This window comes from Microbacterium sp. NPDC089698, from assembly GCF_044749045.1.
GTDB lineage: Bacteria > Actinomycetota > Actinomycetes > Actinomycetales > Microbacteriaceae > Microbacterium.
In genome coordinates, this window is sequence record NZ_JBIVHE010000004.1 from 293,326 (window position 1) to 310,464 (window position 17,139).

Annotated in this window: 17 protein-coding genes and 1 pseudogene; 9 read left to right on the forward strand and 9 right to left on the reverse strand. The window is 70.3% G+C overall.

Going from position 1 to position 17,139, the window contains the following annotated elements; all coding sequences use genetic code 11:
* Position 1: 1 nt before the first annotated feature.
* Both ACIPY5_RS13360 and ACIPY5_RS13365 read right to left on the reverse strand, forming a co-directional pair.
* Positions 2-1,616: pseudogene (locus ACIPY5_RS13360) on the reverse strand (ABC transporter permease subunit).
* An 87-nt stretch (positions 1,617-1,703) separates the two neighbouring features.
* Positions 1,704-2,942 (reverse strand): extracellular solute-binding protein, encoded by a 1,239-nt coding sequence (locus ACIPY5_RS13365; RefSeq protein WP_400971486.1) that lies wholly within the window; start codon positions 2,940-2,942, stop codon positions 1,704-1,706.
* A 325-nt stretch (positions 2,943-3,267) separates the two neighbouring features.
* Here ACIPY5_RS13365 and ACIPY5_RS13370 point away from each other — a divergent pair, with 325 nt between their 5' ends.
* The 4 genes from ACIPY5_RS13370 to ACIPY5_RS13385 all read left to right on the forward strand — a co-directional run bounded on the left by ACIPY5_RS13370 (position 3,268) and on the right by ACIPY5_RS13385 (position 6,180).
* Positions 3,268-4,287, forward strand: a complete 1,020-nt coding sequence (locus ACIPY5_RS13370; protein WP_309340844.1) for a LacI family DNA-binding transcriptional regulator — start codon at positions 3,268-3,270, stop codon at positions 4,285-4,287.
* A gap of 25 nt (positions 4,288-4,312) precedes the next feature.
* Positions 4,313-4,801 carry a YajQ family cyclic di-GMP-binding protein gene (locus ACIPY5_RS13375; RefSeq protein ID WP_309340846.1) on the forward strand — a complete coding sequence of 163 codons (489 nt, stop codon included), beginning with the start codon at positions 4,313-4,315 and terminating at the stop codon, positions 4,799-4,801.
* 96 nt (positions 4,802-4,897) lie between these two features.
* On the forward strand, positions 4,898-5,305 hold the full coding sequence (locus ACIPY5_RS13380; protein ID WP_400971489.1) for a VOC family protein: 408 nt from the start codon (positions 4,898-4,900) through the stop codon (positions 5,303-5,305).
* A gap of 221 nt (positions 5,306-5,526) precedes the next feature.
* Positions 5,527-6,180 carry a GntR family transcriptional regulator gene (locus tag ACIPY5_RS13385; RefSeq protein WP_309341412.1) on the forward strand — a complete coding sequence of 218 codons (654 nt, stop codon included), beginning with the start codon at positions 5,527-5,529 and terminating at the stop codon, positions 6,178-6,180.
* A gap of 43 nt (positions 6,181-6,223) precedes the next feature.
* On the opposite strand, the gene ACIPY5_RS13390 is transcribed toward ACIPY5_RS13385, so the two are convergent.
* A complete protein-coding gene (locus ACIPY5_RS13390; RefSeq protein ID WP_400971492.1) occupies positions 6,224-7,267 on the reverse strand; it encodes an alpha/beta hydrolase in 1,044 nt (347 codons plus the stop codon).
* Positions 7,268-7,353: 86 nt separating this feature from the next.
* On the opposite strand from ACIPY5_RS13390, the gene ACIPY5_RS13395 reads away from it, so the two are divergent.
* Complete coding sequence (locus ACIPY5_RS13395; RefSeq protein WP_400971494.1) at positions 7,354-7,788, forward strand: hypothetical protein; 435 nt, start codon at positions 7,354-7,356, stop codon at positions 7,786-7,788.
* A 69-nt stretch (positions 7,789-7,857) separates the two neighbouring features.
* Here ACIPY5_RS13395 and ACIPY5_RS13400 read toward each other — a convergent pair whose 3' ends face one another.
* Entirely contained in the window at positions 7,858-9,231 is a 1,374-nt protein-coding gene (locus ACIPY5_RS13400; RefSeq protein WP_400971496.1) for an FAD-dependent oxidoreductase, read from the reverse strand.
* Between the two features lie 28 nt (positions 9,232-9,259).
* Positions 9,260-10,321, reverse strand: coding sequence for a polyprenyl synthetase family protein (locus ACIPY5_RS13405; RefSeq protein WP_309341408.1), 1,062 nt, complete (start codon positions 10,319-10,321; stop codon positions 9,260-9,262).
* A gap of 144 nt (positions 10,322-10,465) precedes the next feature.
* Between ACIPY5_RS13405 and ACIPY5_RS13410 the strand changes: the two genes are divergently transcribed.
* Positions 10,466-10,879: an ester cyclase gene (locus ACIPY5_RS13410; RefSeq protein ID WP_400971499.1), complete on the forward strand. Its 414-nt coding sequence runs from the start codon at positions 10,466-10,468 to the stop codon at positions 10,877-10,879.
* A 34-nt stretch (positions 10,880-10,913) separates the two neighbouring features.
* Here the strand turns inward: ACIPY5_RS13410 and ACIPY5_RS13415 are convergent, their stop codons facing one another.
* Entirely contained in the window at positions 10,914-11,639 is a 726-nt protein-coding gene (locus ACIPY5_RS13415; protein WP_400971501.1) for a class I SAM-dependent methyltransferase, read from the reverse strand.
* A 120-nt stretch (positions 11,640-11,759) separates the two neighbouring features.
* A complete protein-coding gene (locus ACIPY5_RS13420) occupies positions 11,760-12,377 on the reverse strand; it encodes a hypothetical protein (RefSeq protein WP_400971503.1) in 618 nt (205 codons plus the stop codon).
* A 74-nt stretch (positions 12,378-12,451) separates the two neighbouring features.
* On the opposite strand from ACIPY5_RS13420, the gene ACIPY5_RS13425 reads away from it, so the two are divergent.
* On the forward strand, positions 12,452-13,738 hold the full coding sequence (locus ACIPY5_RS13425) for a chorismate-binding protein (RefSeq protein ID WP_309341404.1): 1,287 nt from the start codon (positions 12,452-12,454) through the stop codon (positions 13,736-13,738).
* Positions 13,739-13,753: 15 nt separating this feature from the next.
* Here ACIPY5_RS13425 and ACIPY5_RS13430 read toward each other — a convergent pair whose 3' ends face one another.
* Positions 13,754-14,494 (reverse strand): GNAT family N-acetyltransferase, encoded by a 741-nt coding sequence (locus ACIPY5_RS13430; RefSeq protein ID WP_400971505.1) that lies wholly within the window; start codon positions 14,492-14,494, stop codon positions 13,754-13,756.
* Between the two features lie 274 nt (positions 14,495-14,768).
* On the reverse strand, positions 14,769-15,527 hold the full coding sequence (locus tag ACIPY5_RS13435; protein WP_400971507.1) for a helix-turn-helix domain-containing protein: 759 nt from the start codon (positions 15,525-15,527) through the stop codon (positions 14,769-14,771).
* 83 nt (positions 15,528-15,610) lie between these two features.
* Here ACIPY5_RS13435 and ACIPY5_RS13440 point away from each other — a divergent pair, with 83 nt between their 5' ends.
* Together ACIPY5_RS13440 and ACIPY5_RS13445 are read left to right on the forward strand one after the other, a co-directional pair.
* The gene (locus tag ACIPY5_RS13440; RefSeq protein ID WP_400971508.1) at positions 15,611-16,411 is read left to right on the forward strand and encodes a sulfite exporter TauE/SafE family protein; all 801 of its coding nucleotides are present in this window, start codon (positions 15,611-15,613) and stop codon (positions 16,409-16,411) included.
* A complete protein-coding gene (locus tag ACIPY5_RS13445) occupies positions 16,408-17,112 on the forward strand; it encodes a hypothetical protein (protein ID WP_400971510.1) in 705 nt (234 codons plus the stop codon). The genes ACIPY5_RS13440 and ACIPY5_RS13445 overlap by 4 nt, the downstream gene beginning before the upstream one ends.
* Positions 17,113-17,139 lie beyond the last annotated feature (27 nt).

Consider the following 17,139-nt stretch of genomic DNA (forward strand, 5'->3'; position numbering starts at 1 on the left):
GTCAGTTCAGATCCTCCAGCACCTTGGTCTGCCGGAATCCGATCAGGGAGATCGCGGCGACGAGCACGAAGATGATGATCGAGAAGGCGCTGGCGAGGCCGTAATCCCGCTCGGAGCCGACGAAGGCGACCTTGTAGACCATCGAGATGAGCAGGTCCGTGGATCCCACGTTGATGCTCGCGCCGGCGAACTGCGGTCCGCCGTTGGTGAGCAGGAAGATGAGCCCGAAGTTGTTGAAGTTGAAGGCGAAGGACGCGATCAGCAGCGGGGCCACCGCCACGAGCAGAAGCGGGAACTTGATGAGCCGGAACGTCTGCCACACGCTCGCCCCGTCCACCCGCGCGGCTTCGACGACGTCGTCGGGCAGCGACTGCAGCGCGCCGGTCGTCCAGGAACATGTAGGGGAAGCCGAGCCAGAGGTTCGCGATGAGGATCGCCCCCTTGGCGAGCCACGGATCCGTGAGCCACGGAATGGACGCGCCTCCCAGCACCACCTGGTTGATGAAGCCGAAGTCCTTGTTGAACAAGCCGGCCCAGACCAGGGCCGAGAGGAACGCCGGGAAGGCGTAGGGCAGGATCATGATCAGCCGGTAGTACTTGCGGCTGCGCATCTTCGGATCGTTGAACACGATCGCGAGGAACAGGCCGAGGATGAACGTCGTCGCGACCGAGAGGATCGCGAACGCGAACGTCCACAGCAGCACCGCGAAGAACGGGCCGCGGATCGACTGGTCGGAGAAGGCGCGGACGAAGTTGTCCATCCCGACCCAGACCTGCCAGCCGGGCAGCAGGGCCTTGCCGTCCTTCGCGGTGAAGGCGCCGTGGCCGGTGTCGCTGTAGACGACGCCGGTCTTGGTGTCGGTCATTGTGTCGGCCTTCGGATCCCAGGTCAGGGTCGAGGTGAACAGGTATGCCTTGGATCCGTCGGTGGTCTTGAGATAGCCCTGGTTCAGGTCGTGCGAGAGCGGCACGGCGAGGGCGGCGATGTCGTCCTGGTGGGCGATCACGCTCGGGAAGTCGAGGGTCGTGAAGCCGGGCGCCCCGTCGGCCGTGATGCCGGGCTCGGTCGAGAGCGGGCGATCGGCTCCGCCGATGAGCGGCGCCGTGCTGCCGGGCTCCGCGGTGAGGAAGAAGAACTTCCCGTCCTTCTCGAGGACCTTCACGGAGAACGTCGGAGAGTCGGCGACGCGGGTCTGCGACTGCAGCAGCAGCGCCTGCACCGCATCGTCCTTGGTGGAGTTGTGCCCGGATCCGTAGTTCGTGAAGGCGACGTAACCGGAGTAGAGCACCACGAAGATCTGGAAGATCAGCAGGAACACGAGGCCGGGCGTGAGGTACTTCGCGGGCAGGAGCCCGGGGATGAGGTAGACCGCGTTGATCGCGAGCACTCCCACGGCGACCAGGACGGCGGGCGTCCACTGCGCGCTCGCGGCGAGTGCGAACACGGCGTACAGCGCGAGGGCGTCGATCACCGCGAGCGCGACGATCTTGACCAGCCACACCTTCCAGCCGGCCGATGCGGCCTCGGCGTAGGCCGCGGCGCGTCGCCGGCGGCGGCTCCTGGCCCTGTCCTCGGGGGACACGGCCGTCTTCTCCTGCACGGCAGGACCCGTCATCTCGACCCCTTCACAACGTCGTCAGCGGGCGGTGGTGCGGGGAGGCGGCGCACGCGCACGCCTCCCCGCACCGGGTTCTGGACCGGGTCAGCCGATCTTCGTCTGGATCGCCTGGGCCATGGTGGTCCAGGTGCTCGCCGGGTCCGCGCCCTTGATGATCGCGACCTCTGACTTGCCCCAGTCGTCCCATACGGAGCCCATCTCGGGCACGGAGGGCATCGGCACGGCGTTCGCGCCGACCTTGGCGAATCCGGCCACGGCCGGGTCGGACTGCGCGGCCTGGAACGACTCGGTCAGTGCCGGCGGACGGCCGCCCGCTTTGTAGAGCGCGGTCTGCACGGCGGGGGTCGCGAGGTAGTTCACCAGGAACTCGTTCGCGGCGAGGGTGTTCTTCGACTTCGCGTTCACGAAGAAAGCCTGCACGCCCGCGAACGGACGGGCCTCCTGGCCGCCGGCGCTCGGGATCGGGTCGACCGAGACCTTGATGCCGGCCTTCTCGGCGTCGGGCAGGTTCCACGGGCCGCTGATGAAGTACGGGGCCTCGCCCGCGTTGAACGCGGCCTTCGCGAGGTCGCCGGTCAGGCCCGGGTTGAAGATGCCGGCCGCGCCCTGCGCGCCCAGCCAGGTGGCGAACTTCTGGCCCGACTCGTCGCCGATCGTGAGCTTCTTGGCGTCGTAGCTGCCGTCGGCGTTCTGCGCGAAGACCTGGCCGCCGAACGACGTCTCGAACGGGTAGGTGTGGTACGCGTCGCCCGTGGCGGCGTCGAGTCCGATGAGGAACGGGTACTTGGTGCCCGCGGCCTTGCCCTTCGCGATCATCTCGTCGTAGGTGGCCGGGGTGGAGTCGGCGAGGGCGGTGTTGCGCAGGATCGCGATGTTCTCGATCGCGTAGGGCAGGCCGTAGACCTTGCCGTCGTAGGTGACGGCCGACATCGCGACCTTCTCGAACTTGGCGGCGGAGTCCCCCAGCTCGATCGGCGCGACCAGGCCGTCCTTGACGAAGGAACCGATCCAGTCGTGCGCGCCGATCGTGATGTCGGGGCCCTTGCCGGTGGGGACCTGCGCGGTGAAGTCGTCGCGGATCTTCCCGAAGTCCTTGACCACCAGGTTGATGGTGATGCCCTTGTCCTTCTTGAAGTCGGCCGCGACCTGCTTCATCGCGGCCGCGCGGTTGGAGTCGACCCAGACCGTGAGCGAGCTCGTCGTCTTGTCGCCGCCCGCGGACGATCCGCCGCCGCTTCCGCTGCCGCCGCAGCCGGTCAGCGCCAGTGCGCCGGCCACGAGGAGTGCGCCGAACGCGACGACGCTCTTCCTGTTCACCTTCATCGGTGTACCTCTCTCGGTGCTTAGTGGGGGCGTGATCGGCTCCGATCGTGCGCCGGATCGGCGCGCGCCCCGCCTGCCAGAACGCAAGCGTTTACAGTATGCGGATCCGATCCGCGTCGCGCAACCCTTGCTTGCCACGCTCGCGATGACAGCGATCCTGCAGGGTGCTTGTCTTCATTGACATCCACGCCACTCAGATCGCCGCTTGCGCGATGCGGAAGCGTTTACAACAATGATCCGAACGAATGCCGCAGAACGCTTCTGCGGCCCCTGCGCGCCGGGTCGGACCGGTACCCTTCCTTGACCCGACTTCCCAGGAGGCCCCGTGGCTGACATCGCCGACGTGGCGCGTCTCGCCGGCGTGTCCACCGCCACGGTCTCGCGCGCCCTGAACGGGAAGACCGCCTCGGCCGCGACGCGGGAGAAGGTCCTCGCGGCGGCCGCGGAGCTCGGCTACGTGATCTCGTCGAACGCGTCGGGGCTCGCCTCCGGACGCACCAGGCACATCGGCTTCATGGTGCCGTTCATCGACCGCTGGTTCTTCACGGACCTGCTCACCGGCATCGAGTCCGTGCTGCTCAGCCAGGGGTACGACGTGACCCTGTACGACCTGCAGGGCAACGAATCCCAGCGCGATCAGGTGTTCGGCAGCTCGCTGCGCCGCGCGAGCATCGACGGCCTGATCGCCGCGAGCATCGAGCTGACCCCCGACGAGATCCGCGCACTGCGGGCGCTCGGCAAGCCCGTGGTCAGCATCGGCGGATTCATCGAGGGGGCCACCGCGGTCGACGTCGACAATGCGCGGATGGCGACGCTCGCCACCGAGCACCTGCTCTCGCTCGGTCACACCCGGATCGCATACGTCGGTGCGGGGCGGACCATCGCGAGCGCGTTCCAGCTCGGCGACGCCCGGTACGACGGCTGGCTGTCGGCGATGCGGGCCGCGGGGCTCGAGGTCGAGGAGACCGGATTCTGGGAGGCGGACTTCGACATCCCCTCCGGATACGCGGCCGCGAAGGCGCTGCTCGCGCACGACCGGCCGACCGCGATCTTCGCCGCGAGCGACGAGATCGGGATCGGCTGCATGCTCGCCGCGCGTGACCTGGGCCTGCGCGTGCCGGACGACCTGTCCGTCGTCGGCATCGACGACCACAAGCTGTCGGCGTTCTTCGGGCTGACCACGCTCGCGCAGGATCCCGCCGGCCAGGGCCGCCTCGCCGCGCACCTGCTGCTCGCCCAGCTCGACAACCCCGGGGCCGCACCGGAGCATCGCACGCTCACACCGCGGTTCGTGGTGCGCTCCTCGACGGCGCGCCCGGGCGGCGCCGTGCACGGAACCGCCTGACTCCGGCTCTCGTTACACTGCCTGTATGGCTGACAGCTCATTCGACATCGTGTCCAAGGTGGATCGCCAGGAGGCCGACAACGCCCTGAACCAGGCCCGCAAGGAGATCGAGCAGCGCTACGACTTCAAGGGCGTGGGCGCCTCGATCGCGTGGAGCGGCGAGAAGATCGTGATCCTGGCGAACTCGGACGAGCGCGCGCGGGCCGTGCTGGACGTCTTCCAGACGAAGCTCATCAAGCGCGGCATCTCGCTGAAGAGCCTGGAGTCCGGCGAGCCGACCGCGAGCGGCAAGGAGTTCCGCCTCGAGTCGACGCTCAAGGAGGGCATCAGCTCCGAGAACGCGAAGAAGATCGGCAAGATCATCCGCGACGAGGGCCCGAAGTCGGTGAAGTCGCAGATCCAGGGCGACGAGCTGCGCGTGCAGTCCAAGAGCCGGGACGACCTGCAGGCCGTGATCGCGCTGCTCAAGGGATCAGATCTGGACCTGGATCTGCAGTTCATCAACTTCCGCTGACCCGGAATGCCGCCCCGGATCGGGGCGGCATGTCGATCGCGCGCGTCCTCGATCGTCACCCTTCTGAACGGAACCTCCGATCCGAAAGGGACACTCATGGACAGCACGCACATCACCGGAGTCCGCACCGTCAGTATCCCGGTGGACGACCAGGACGACGCACTGCGCTTCTATCGCCGACTCGGCTTCGCGGTGCTGCGCGATGCACCGACGCCGAACGGCCGCTGGATCGAACTCGCGCCGGGAAGCGGCACCGTGATCCTCACGCTGGAGACCGCGGATCCCGACGTGCACCGCGGACCGATCGGGATCCGGTTCGCCTCGGACGACGTCGAGGCCGCGCACGCCGCCATGCTCGCCGAGGGCATCGAGGTCGACGAGATCCTGCGGTGGCCGGGGGTGCCGGCGATGTTCGCGTTCCGCGACCCGGACGGCAACGCGTTCTCGATCACGGGGGTGGATCCTGCGACGGATCCCGCGGTCGGTGAGAGGATCGCGTCATGAGCACGGTCGGCCCCCTGAACATCGCCTTCACCGCCACCCGCCGGCGCAGCTGAGCCCTCGCCCCTCGAACGCCGACGCGACCGCGACCCGCCCGAAACGTCGCCGAAACGCCGCTCGATGTCGCGGAACGTACGGAGCGCTCCTCACTTCGATACCGGTATTTGGGTTTGCCCTCTCCCAGTGAGATAGTGCTGTTCTGGGGTAACTACTTGGGGGTAGTGATGGGCGAACGCGGTCCGTTGACGGGCGTAGTAAGGTCGCCGCTGGGGGCGACGAAGCAACTCCTCGCGGAGGAGGTGTATCAGCAGGTCGGTGCGTCGATCATCGATGGCACGCTGCCGGCGGGATCCCGCATCCGGGATGCGGATCTGGCCGAGAAGTTCGGCGTCTCTCGGATGCCGATCCGTGAGGCGCTGCAGCGGCTCGAGCGGGTCGGCCTGGTCGAGATGTATCCGAGCCGGTACACGCAGGTCACCGAGGTTCCGCCCGAGCTCACGGCGAAGACCCTGGAGTACGCGGGATACGTGGGCGGAGCGGTCGCCGCGATCGCCGTGCCCCGGCTGAGTGCGGCAGAGCGCACGGAGGCGGCGGCCCTGGCCCGCGCCCTGGACGACGGCCTCGACGACCCGACCGCGCTCTCGGCGGAGCGCTGGGCGCTCCTGCACTACCTCGCAGAGCGGTGCGACAACGAGATCCTCAGCTCCGTCCTGGACGAGACGAGCATGCCGCTGTCGCGCAATCTGCGTCCGTGGTCGGTCGACGCCTCGCAGCGCGACGTCATGCGCGGACGTCACGCCGCCCTGGCGGAGGCGATCCTCGCCGGCGACGGCCACGCCGCGGAGCACCTCATGCGCGCGATGCATCTCGTGGAGTGAGCCCGCTGCCGGGCCAGGTTCCGCGTCCGCTGCGGGGCGGCGGTCAGGCCGGTGACGTGAGCCGGGCCGACCGATCCGCGGCGGCCCAGCCGTCGACCCAGTAGCCGAGCCGGTCGTAGGCCAGCTCGCGCGCGTCGTGCCGGGACAGGAAGACGTCGTGCAGCGCGCCGTCGATGCGCTCGATCGTGACCGAGGGGCCGATCTTCAGCGCGGCGCGGGCGATGTCGTCGACGACCAGCACGCTGTCCGCGCGGGTGAGGTCGTCCGACCAGGCCGTCGGCACGGCGCTGCGCGCCGACAGCAGCACGCAGACCGGAGCGCCGATCGCGATCCCCGCGGCGATCGTCGCGTGTCCGGCCAGGATCGCGTGCAGCCACCCGGCGTGCACGGCCATCGTCTGCGCCGGCCGCCAGGCGAGGTTCACGTCCATCGGATCCGCGGGGTCGGCGGCCTCCTGCTGCGCGCGGGTGTAGTAGCCGAGGTCGACCTGAGGCGCCCGGTCGAGCGGCCGGTACTTGGCGCGCAGTTCGACCAGCGGAGTGATCGTCTCCCTCGTGAGGCGCGGCAGCTGGAACTCCAGCCACGGGCTGTTCAGGATCACCGCCGACGCGATGCCGGGGTTCCGGGCGGCCCAGAGGCTCAGGATCAGCCCTCCCGTGGAGTGGCCGAGCAGCACCAGCCGACGTCCGACGGCCTCGGATCCGGCCTGCATCGCGGCGAGGGCGGCCGCGATGTCCTGGTCGTAGTCGGCGAGGTTCCCGATGTACCCCGGGGTCTGGTGCTCTCGCAGACTCCGGCCGTACTTGCGCAGATCCAGCGCGAAGAACCGGGCGCCGCGGCCGGTCCAGAACCGCGCGAGCCGCTTCTGGAAGAAGTAGTCCGACCAGCCGTGCACGTAGAGCACGTCGGTGTCGGCGAGCTGCCGGCCGTCTCCGAACAGCCGCTGCCACACGGAGCGCTCCGGCAGCGCGCGCACCAGGGTCGCGACGACCTCGCCCTCGTCGTCGGATCCGAGCGGGAGCGTGAGCTGCTCGAACTCGTCTCCGAGCACGTCGGCCGTCCAGGCGGCGGGGTCGGAGCGGCTCATGGACCCAGAGTATCCGCGTCCCCCGCGACGTTCCCGGTCCCCTCCCCTACGCTGGGCTCACCGAGGCGCACCGCACAGGAGGAACCATGATCCGCATTCGACGGCACCGATCGATCGCCGGCCTCCTCGCAGGCGCCGCCCTCGCCACCGCGGCACTGGGGCTCGCCGGATGCTCCGGGGGCGCGACGCCCGCGAGCAGCACGAGCAGCGCCCCCGCCACCACGGGAGCCGGCGTGCTTCCGCCGATCATCGCGGATCTCGGCTCGATCGACGGGACCACGGTCCAGGTCCCCCTCGGCAACACGATCGACCTCACCGGCGACGACAAGGACTTCACGCACTGGACGGCCGACATCGCCGACCCGAAGATCGTCTCCTTCGTGCCGGGCAAGGACGACGGGTCCGCTCAGTTCAATCCTGGCCTCGACGCCCTCGCCGCAGGCACGACGAAGGTCACGATGGACAACAGCGCCTCCGGCAAGCACCTGGCCTTCACGGTCGAGGTGACTGCCAAGAAGTAGCCGCTCGCGGGCCGGAGCGCCCTCCGTCCCGATCGCAGCTCGCTCAGGGACCGGGTTCGCCCCGGAACGTCACTCGCCGCGGGAGACGCGGACCATGTCCTCGCGCGGCACGAGCTTGACGCGGGCGCGCTCCTCGGGGGCGCCGAGCGCGATCTCGTGCTCGTCGAGCCGGTGCCAGCCGTCGAGGTCGGTCCAGCGCACGCCGCGCTCGGCGAGCAGCGCCGGGATCGCCTCTTCGGACGGATCCTCCGGCTGCCACCAGGATCCCTGGTCGTTGATGAGGTGGCGCACGGTCTCCATCGCGTCGGACTTGGTGTGGCCGATGAGCCCGACCGGTCCCCGCTTGATCCAGCCCGTGGCGTAGATGCCCGGCACCCGCTGGTTGGAGTCCTTCGCGAGCACCTGCCCTTCGCGGTTGGGGATCACGCCGTGCTTCTTGTCGAAGGGAACGCCGTCCAGCGGCGAGCCGAAGTAGCCGACCGCGCGGTACAGGGCCTGGATCGGCACCTCGCGCAGCTCTCCCGTGCCGACCGCTCCGCCCGTGCCGTCCGGCTTCGTGCGCTCGTAGACGAGGGCGGCGACCCGGCCGTCCTCGTCCGTGCGGACCTCCACGGGGCGGGCCCAGAAGTGCAGGTGCAGCCGACGCGACGCGGATCCGCCGGCGTTGTTCACCGAGTCCCGCGTGCGCCAGGACTGCAGCACGCGGTCGATGACCATGACCTGCTTGTTGCTGGCGATCGCGTCACGGGACGCGTCGTCGTAGTCGAAGTCCTCGTCGTAGACGACCATGTCGACGTCGCGCAGCTCGCCGAGCTCGCGCAGCTCGAGCGGGGTGAACTTCACCTGCGCGGGCCCGCGGCGGCCGAACACGTGCACGTCGGTGACGGCGCTGGACTGCATGCCCTCGTAGACGTTCGACGGCACTTCGGTGACGAGCAGGTCCTGGGCGTGCTTGGCGAGCATGCGCGACACGTCGAGCGCCACATTGCCGTTGCCGATGACGGCCACGGACGCGGCGTCGAGCGGCCATTCGCGCGGCACGTCGGGGTGCCCGTCGAACCAGCTGACGTAGTCGGCGGCGCCGTAGGATCCGACGGCGTCGATCCCCGGGATGTCCATGCCGGTGTCGCGCCGGGCGCCGGTCGCGAAGATCACCGCGTTGTAGTGCTGCTTCAGATCCTCGAGCGTGATGTCGGTGCCGAAGTTCACGTTGCCGAACAGGCGGATGTCGCCCCGGTCCAGCACATCGCGCAGGGCCGTGATGATGCCCTTGATGCGCGGATGGTCGGGGGCGACGCCGTAGCGGACCAGGCCATAGGGCGCGGGCAGCTGTTCGAAGAGGTCGATCGAGACGTCGAAGCGCCGTTCGGCCTTCAGCAGGAGGTCGGCGGCGTAGATGCCGGCGGGGCCGGCTCCGACGATGGCAAGCCTGAGCTTGGTCATGGTGGTTCCTTTCGGCAGCAGCGGGACGTCAGCTGCTGCGGTCCGCGAGCGACTCCGCGAACCGGGTCAGGGCATCGCGCACAGGCCCCTTGGGCAGCACGGCCAGCTCGTCGATCGCGCCCTGGGTCCAGCTGCGGGCGAGGTCGAGGGTCTTCCGGGTGACGGCATGGTCGCGGAGGCGCGCGAGGGCGTCGTCGAGGATCGCCGGATCCTCTCCCTCGGCGATGCGCTGCACACCGGCGTCGATCTCCGCGGCGAGAGCGACGGATTCCGGATCCGTCTCGACGCTCAGCAGCAGCGAGGGCATGGTGGGGACGCCCGCGCGCAGATCCGTGCCGGGCACCTTGCCGGTGTCCTCGGGCTTCGCGGAGAGGTCGATCACGTCGTCGAGCAGCTGGAAGGCCACGCCGACCTTCTCGCCGTAGTCGCGCAGCGGCTCCTCGTACTCGGCGGGCGCGCCGGAGAAGATCGCCCCGGCCTGCGTCGCCGCCGCGATGAGGGATCCCGTCTTGTCGGCGAGCACCTGGATGTAGAACTCGACCGGGTCGTCGCCCTCCTGGGGGCCGACCGTCTCATGCATCTGCCCGAGCACGAGGCGCTCGAACGTGTCGGCCTGCAACCGGATCGCACGGTCGCCGTGGCGGGACATGAGCTGGCTCGCCCGGGAGAAGAGGATGTCGCCGGTGAGGATCGCGATGTTGTTGCCCCACACGGTCTGCGCGGCCGGCACACCGCGGCGGCGGTCCGCGCCGTCCATGACGTCGTCGTGGTACAGCGAGCCGAGGTGCGTCATCTCCAGCGCCTTCGCGATGTCGATGACCGCCGGCACGTTTCCGGCGCCGAGCTGCGCGGTGAGCAGGGACAGCACGGGGCGCACGCGCTTGCCGCCTGCCTCGTAGAGGTAGCGGCTGGGGGCGTCGGCGATCGAGTCGGCGACGCGCAGGTCGACGGCGAGGCCCTCTTCGACCAGGTCGAGGCCGGCTTCGACCTCACGGGCGAGCTTGCGCGCGGCGGGGCCGACGAACACGCGGTCGCTGAAACCGAGACGGCTCGCGAGGCGCGAACCCGTGGCGGCGGGGCTCGAAGTCACGTGCTCCAGCCTACCTGGGCGCGAACCGTGCCCGGTCCCCTCTTGTCGCCGCGGCATCGGGTCCGCGGCGCGCGGCGGATCGACCGGCTCCGCCGGCCCACCGCACTCTTCTCACGCGTGCGTCCCGGTTCTAGGCTGTGGTGCATGATCTCCGGATCCTCCGTGACGGCGCGCTGGCTCGCCGCCGGCGACAGCGGGAACCTCGACGAGTTCGATCGGCTCATGCACGCCGACGTGGTGGTCCACGCTCCGGCCGGGCTGTCGACCTCCAGCCGGGACGAGGAGAAGCAGGTCTGGCGCGATGCCGTGGCCTCGGTGCGGGGGCTGCGGCACGAGATCCAGGAGATCCTCACCGACGGTGACACCGAGATGGCGCGCGTCATCGTGACCGGAACGATCGTCGGCGATCTCGGCAGCGTCACCACGGAGGCCACCGGAGCGGATCGCGCCTTCACGCTCGATCAGGCGATCATCTGCCATCTGCGGGACGGACGCATCGCCGAGGCGTGGGAGATCGCGGACATCGCCGCGCTCCTGACCGCGCCGCCGCAGGGCTGATCCCGGCAGGCGTGACGCAGAGCAGCTTCTCGGGTCAGGCCTTGGGCTTGCGGGCGCGATGCAGCGCGACGATCCCGAAGGACAGGTTGCGCCAGGCGACGTCGATCCAGCCCGCCTCGCGCAGCCAGCTCGCGAGCGTGCGCTGATCGGGCCAGGCGCTGATCGACTCGTTGAGGTAGTCGTAGGCCTCGCCGTTCGTTCCGGCCAGCCGGGCGACGCGCGGCAGCACCTGGGAGTTGTAGATCTTGTAGAAGCCGCGCAGCAGCTTGGCCGGCGGTGTGGAGAACTCGTTGATCACGACGCGTCCGCCGGGCTTGGTGACCCGGAACAGCTCTGCGATGGCCTTCTTCGGATCCTGCACGTTGCGCAGGCTGTACGACATCGTCACCGCGTCGAAGGAGTCGTCGTCGAAGGGGAGGTCGGTCGCGTCCGCCTCCACGAAACTCAGGTTCGGCAGGTCGCCGTGCCGGCGCTTCCCCTCGGCCAGCATCCCCGGCGAGAAGTCGGCGGCGACCACGTCGGCGCCGCTGCGCGCGAGCGCGGCCGAGGAGGACGCGGTGCCGGCCCCGAGATCGAGGATCCGCTCGCCCTTCTTCGGAGCGACCGCGCGAGTGGTCGCCGCACGCCAGAGCGCGTCGTTCCCGACCGTCATGACGGTGTTGGTGCGGTCGTAGCCGGCCGCGACCTGGTCGAACATGCCGCTCACGCGGGAGGGGTCCTTGCCGAGGTCTGCGCGGTTCGGCTGATCGTTCGCACTCACCCGTCCAGCCTACGCGGCCACCATTCCGTGTCTCCCCTGGAGCGCCCCCTATTTCCGAGTCGTCCCTCTGAGCGCCGCCTATAGGGTGCGCTCAGAGGGACGACTCGGAATGGTGAAGTACTACAGATGCTCTGCGCGCGCCGGCAGCGCGAGCGTCTCGAGCCGGTCCAGCCACTCGTCGGCGGTGGCGTCGTCGAACGGCGGCAACTGCGCGCGCACCCGCTGCTCGAGATCGGCGGCGAGCGCCTCGAGGTGGCGCTGCACCTCGGCGGGGTAGCCGTACTGCACGCGATGCTCGTCCCACTCGTCCTCGTCGTCGATCCAGGTGCCGCGCTCGCCCTCGATGCGCACGACGTCGAGGTCCATGTCGATGCCGGTGAACAGCACCGGAACCCCCTCGGACTGCGGGAGCCGCGCAACGTCCGCGGCGGGCTCGTCCGCCGGCTTCGCAGCACGCAGATCCCAGGCGAGGTCGATGTAGATCCGCATGCCCTCGGGGTGATCGCGGTTCACGGTGAGCGCGTAGTCGCCGCTCGGCGCCACGAGCGTGACGTTGGGTCCGTGCGCCGTGAAGGTGCGGCCGGGGCGGGCGCTCCCCCAGCCGCCGGGCTGACCCACCCAGTCGCCCCACTCGTCGGCGCCGAGGTAGACGCATTCGTGTCGCCAGTGCGGCGACCCGTCCCACTTGCGCCACTGGAAGACGATCTCGGTTCCGAAGGGGAGGCGCTCTGGGGTCACGGTGCCACTCTATGGCGCACCCCTGACGCTGCCCGGGGCACGGCGGCGCTTCCGGCACGCAATAGGCTGGATCCGTGAGTGCCGGCCTGGTCGTTCAGACGCGAGAGTTCGACCTCGCCGACGACCTGCTCGCCTATGCGGATCCGACGGATCCGAGGGCGTGGCTGCGCCGCGGCGACGGGATCGTCGCGGTCGGATCCGAGACCGCGGCCGTGGTCCGGATCGCCGCCGGGACGGAGCCCCGCACCACCGCCCTCGGTCGCGCCTGGGACCGGATCCGCTCCTCCGCGCGCGTCGACGACGCGGTGCGGCTGCCCGGCACCGGGCTCGTCGCGTTCGCGGCGCTGGTCTTCGACGAGGCCTCCTCCGCGGACAGCGTGCTCATCGTGCCGCGCACCGTGATCGGCCGACACGGCGGACGCACCTGGATCACGCGCATCCTCGACGCCCCTCCGGCGGACGGGGACCTCGCGGACGGCGACCTCGTGGGCGCCGCCCCGGCGCCCACCGCCCTCGGCCCGCACTGGGCGGGCACGCTCGGTCCCGGCGCGCAGACCGCTCAGGGCTACCAGGCCTCGGTGCGCCAGGCTCTCGCGGCGATCGCCGACGCCCGGTACGGCAAGGTCGTGCTCGCGCGCGATCTCGTCGGCACGGTCCCCGCCGGATCCGACCTGCGCCGTCTGGTCCGCGCGCTCAGCACCGAGTACCCCGACACGTGGGCCTTCGCCGTGGACGGCCTGATCGGCGCGAGTCCGGAGACGCTCGTCACCGCGCAGGACGGCGTGGTGACCGCCCGCGTGCTGGCCGGCACGACCGCTCGCGGTGCGGACGCGGTGACCGATGCCCGCGCCGCCGCGTCGCTCGCCGACAGCCCCAAGGACAACGACGAGCACGCGTTCGCGGTGCGCAGTGTGGTGGCCTCGCTCGCCCCGCACACGACCGCGCTCGACGCGGAGGGCGGCCCGTTCATCCTCGAGCTGCCGAACCTGTTCCACCTGGCGACCGACGTGCGCGCGCACCTCAGCGACGGCGCCTCCGCGCTCGATCTCGCCGCCGCGCTGCACCCGACCGCCGCGGTCGCGGGCACCCCGACCGATGCCGCGATCGCCGCGATCCGCGAGCTCGAGCCCTTCGACCGGGGGCGCTACGCCGGCCCCGTGGGCTGGATCGACGCGGACGGCAACGGCGAGTGGGCGATCGCGCTGCGGTGCGCGCAGTTCGACGTGACCGGATCCGGATCCGGAGACCCGATCCCGCTCACCGCCTACGCGGGCGCCGGGATCGTCGCCGGCAGCGACCCCGAGGCGGAGTTGCTGGAGACCCGGGTGAAGTTCCGCCCGATCGTCGACGCCCTCGCCTGACCGGCACGGTCGCCGCTATCCCTCGTCATCGCCCTCGACGGGGAGCGGGACGTCCCAGGTTCCGATGCTCAGGAACCCGGTGCGCTCGGCCAGAATCACGGAGGACGTGTTGTCGAGCTGGCAGCGGTACTGCGGCTCGTATCCCTCCGCGAGCGCATGCCGGGCGAGCGCGAGGACGATCGCACGCGCGTGGCCCTGACCGCGGCGGCTCGGCAGCGTGAGCACGCCGATGTCGGCCAGCAGGCTGTCCTCGCGGAAGGGCAAGGCGCTGCCGGCCGCGACGAGGAGGTCCCCGTCGAAGGCGCCGAACACCGCCCAGTGGTCGAGTTCGACCCACGCCTCGTCGACGTCCGCCTCGGGCGCGCTCTCCTCGAACGCCGCGAACAGGGCCTCGTCAGCGGCGGTGAGCCGACGGACGTGCGGGGCGTCGTCCGCGGCCCGCACCTCCTCCTTCCGCCCGTCCGGCAGGAAGAACAGATGGTCGGCTCCGTTCATCTCGATGCCGGCCGCAGCGAGCGCCGCCCTCAGCTCCGTCTCGCTCGTGGCCTGCCGGACGCCCTCCCACTCGGCGATCTCGGCGGAGACGAGCGCGCTCGTCCCCGACGGCCTGGTCAGGATCTGCACCGCGAAGCCCTCCACCGGATCCTCGACCCGGGCGAGCCGGAAGCCGTGCAGAGCGCGGATCTCGGTTCCGCCCGTGAACGGCTCGATCCACGTCTGGCGGACGACGGGTGCGGGGATGATCTGAATGGTCACGATGCTCCTCTCAGGGCGTGCGGCTCTGCCGCTGCGAACGGACGATGAGGCGTCGTCAGGAGATCACCGGTCATCCGATCCGTCGAGGTGCAGTGGCTCGGCCCGTGGACCGCCTTCTGAACGTATCGCCACCCGCGCCCCGCCGCGAATGCCTTTGCGGAATCAGCAACGCCCCCCGGGGGGACCCGCCGCGCTCCCACTTCCGAGTCGTCCCCGTCAGCGGACGCCATGGAGTCCGCTGATGGGGACGACGCGAAGGTGGAAGTCCGTGGGGTCACTGACGCAGCGAGATCGGAGTCACGTCGAAGGCGCGGTGAAAGGCGTAGGAGAACGCCGCCGGGGAGGAGTAGCCCAGGGCACCGGCGACATCCGTCACCGTGCGGTGCGCCAGCAGCGGGATCGCCGCGAGCAGCAAGGCCTTGGCCCGCCAGGCGGCGGGGCTCATCCCCGTCTGCGCGCGGAACCGGCGCGTCAGGCTCCGCTCGCTCATGCGGGCCTCGAGCGCCCAGGCTCTGTTGTCCACGCGCAGATCCGGCGCGGACATGAAGCGGCGGCACAGTCCCGCCAGCAGGACGTCCTCGGGGAACGGGACGGACATCGGCACTTCGACGAGTGCCGCCAGCTCATGCAGGAGCAGCACCGACACGGCCTGACTGCGGCTCTCGGTCAGAGCCCCGGCATCGATGTCCGCGGCCGCCCGCAGCAGTTCTCGCAGAAGATCGGGGACCTCGACCACCTCGCACCGCTCCGGCCACCACGGCACGGAGCGAGGCTCGATGTAGAGGCTGTTGGTCTGCACGTCCAGCATCCGGACCTGGTGGCGGGTCCGCGGCGGGATCAGGACCGCTCGCTCTCCCGGCACCGTCCACGCGCCGTCGCGGGTCTCGACGAGCATGGTGCCCGAGGCGGCGTACAGGAACTGCGCACGCCGATGCTCGTGCCACGCCAGCAGGTGCCCTGGGGCGTAGTCGGTCGCGATCGGCAGGACCGACACCGGCAGTCGATCGACGCGGTCCAGCGAGACGTTGCGCATGAATCGATCGTATGGCCGGGATTCGAAAGAAGATGCCCGATCCTCGACTGCCAGACGAGCGGCACGGTGCTGGGCTTGTTCCGATGATAATCCTCACACTTCTCCTGATCGGAGCCTTCGCAGGGCTCACCACCGTGCTGTTCGGCTTCGGCGGCGGCTTCGTCACCGTTCCCGTGATCGTGTGGGCGGATGCCGCCGCCGGCTCGGACGCCGGCACGATCGCCGTGGCGACTTCCGCCGTGGTCATGGTCGTCAATGCCGCGATCGCCACGGCCGCGACCCCGGTCGCCGTGCTCGGACGACTGCGGGGGCGCAGGATGCTTCTCCTCCTGCTCGCCGTAGGCGGGCTGAGCGGTGCCGCCATCGCGTCCGTGGTGCCCGCGGCGGTGGTCTCGTGGGGTTTCATCGCCTACCTGGCGGTGACGATCGTCGACGTGTCCGTGCGCCCGGGCTTCTTCACTCGCGCGACTCGGGCGAGCGCTCCACGCGGCACGGCACGGATCCCCTCCTCCTATGGACTGCCGATCGGTGCGGTCGCGTCAGTGCTCGGTGTCGGAGGCAGCGTGATGACGGTGCCTCTGCTGCGCCGCTCCGGCCTGCCGATGAGCGAGGCGACCGCCCTGGCGAACCCGCTCACCCTTGCTCTCAGCCTTCCTGCGAGCATCGCCTTCCTGGCCCTCCCCCACGCGGCGCCTGTCCACGCGCCGTTCCTCTCCGTGGGGCTCGTCGACATCGGAGCGGCGGCGCTGCTGCTGGCCGGGGCGATCCCCGTCATCGTCGTCCTGCGCCGGCACCCCCTTCCGATCCCCGATCGTGTGCACGCGTGGACCTATCTCGCCCTCCTGGTGACCGTGCTCGCAGCGATGCTCGCGTCCCTCTGGTGAACGAGGTCGGCGACGTCATCCCGAGCCTCAGGCTCTCCGCAGTCTCCGACCGGCCGTTCCCGCACGCCGAGGCCGGCGACGTCTATCGTGTACGCATGCGGATCCGCGCGTCTCTGCTCCTGGCCTCCGTCCTGGCGCTCGCCCTGACGGGGTGCGCCACGGCTCCGACCGGCGCAGGAGCGGCATCGACAGCACCTCCGCCGTCGGCTGTTCCCTCCCCGTCGCCCAGCGAGTCGGCGTCGTCCGTCGTGGCCTCGGGAAGCACGGACGCCCGGGCGCAGGAACAGGCGCACGCCTGGCTCGCCGAGGCCACGTTGCCGCCGGGCGCGGTACCGGCGACGCCTGCGGACCTGAAGCCCTTCAGCTCCTTCACGGGCTGGCCGTGCGGTCCGTACGCCCAGTTGACGGCCTACTGGAAGATCCCGGGCATGGGCGTGACCGAAGCCGGGAACTGGTTGCGAGAGCACCCGACCGGCGACCTCATCTCGACCGCGGGCGGGCCCTGGCCGGACAACCCGGACGTCACGTCGACGGCGGTGGGCTACATTCCGGCTCAGGGTGCGCAAGAGGGGATCGTCTACACGGTCGACGCATTGCCGGACGGCGTCGAGGTGCGCGCCGAGGTCGCGGCGCAGACCACGACGGCCTCATGCCCACCGCTGCCGGACGGCGGCCAGTACGGCGCACCTGGCCAGGGATGACTGGCCTTCCCGATGACGTCGCTTCGC

Bases quoted from the DNA above. Each gene is read 5' to 3' on its own strand.
- ACIPY5_RS13365 (WP_400971486.1), bottom strand. From the start codon at position 2,942: ATGAAGGTGAACAGGAAGAGCGTCGTCGCGTTCGGCGCACTCCTCGTG.
- ACIPY5_RS13375 (WP_309340846.1), top strand. From the start codon at position 4,313: ATGGCTGACAGCTCATTCGACATCGTGTCCAAGGTGGATCGCCAGGAG.
- ACIPY5_RS13380 (WP_400971489.1), top strand. From the start codon at position 4,898: ATGGACAGCACGCACATCACCGGAGTCCGCACCGTCAGTATCCCGGTG.
- ACIPY5_RS13385 (WP_309341412.1), top strand. From the start codon at position 5,527: ATGGGCGAACGCGGTCCGTTGACGGGCGTAGTAAGGTCGCCGCTGGGG.
- ACIPY5_RS13390 (WP_400971492.1), bottom strand. From the start codon at position 7,267: ATGAGCCGCTCCGACCCCGCCGCCTGGACGGCCGACGTGCTCGGAGAC.
- ACIPY5_RS13395 (WP_400971494.1), top strand. From the start codon at position 7,354: ATGATCCGCATTCGACGGCACCGATCGATCGCCGGCCTCCTCGCAGGC.
- ACIPY5_RS13400 (WP_400971496.1), bottom strand. From the start codon at position 9,231: ATGACCAAGCTCAGGCTTGCCATCGTCGGAGCCGGCCCCGCCGGCATC.
- ACIPY5_RS13410 (WP_400971499.1), top strand. From the start codon at position 10,466: ATGATCTCCGGATCCTCCGTGACGGCGCGCTGGCTCGCCGCCGGCGAC.
- ACIPY5_RS13435 (WP_400971507.1), bottom strand. From the start codon at position 15,527: ATGCGCAACGTCTCGCTGGACCGCGTCGATCGACTGCCGGTGTCGGTC.
- ACIPY5_RS13440 (WP_400971508.1), top strand. From the start codon at position 15,611: ATGATAATCCTCACACTTCTCCTGATCGGAGCCTTCGCAGGGCTCACC.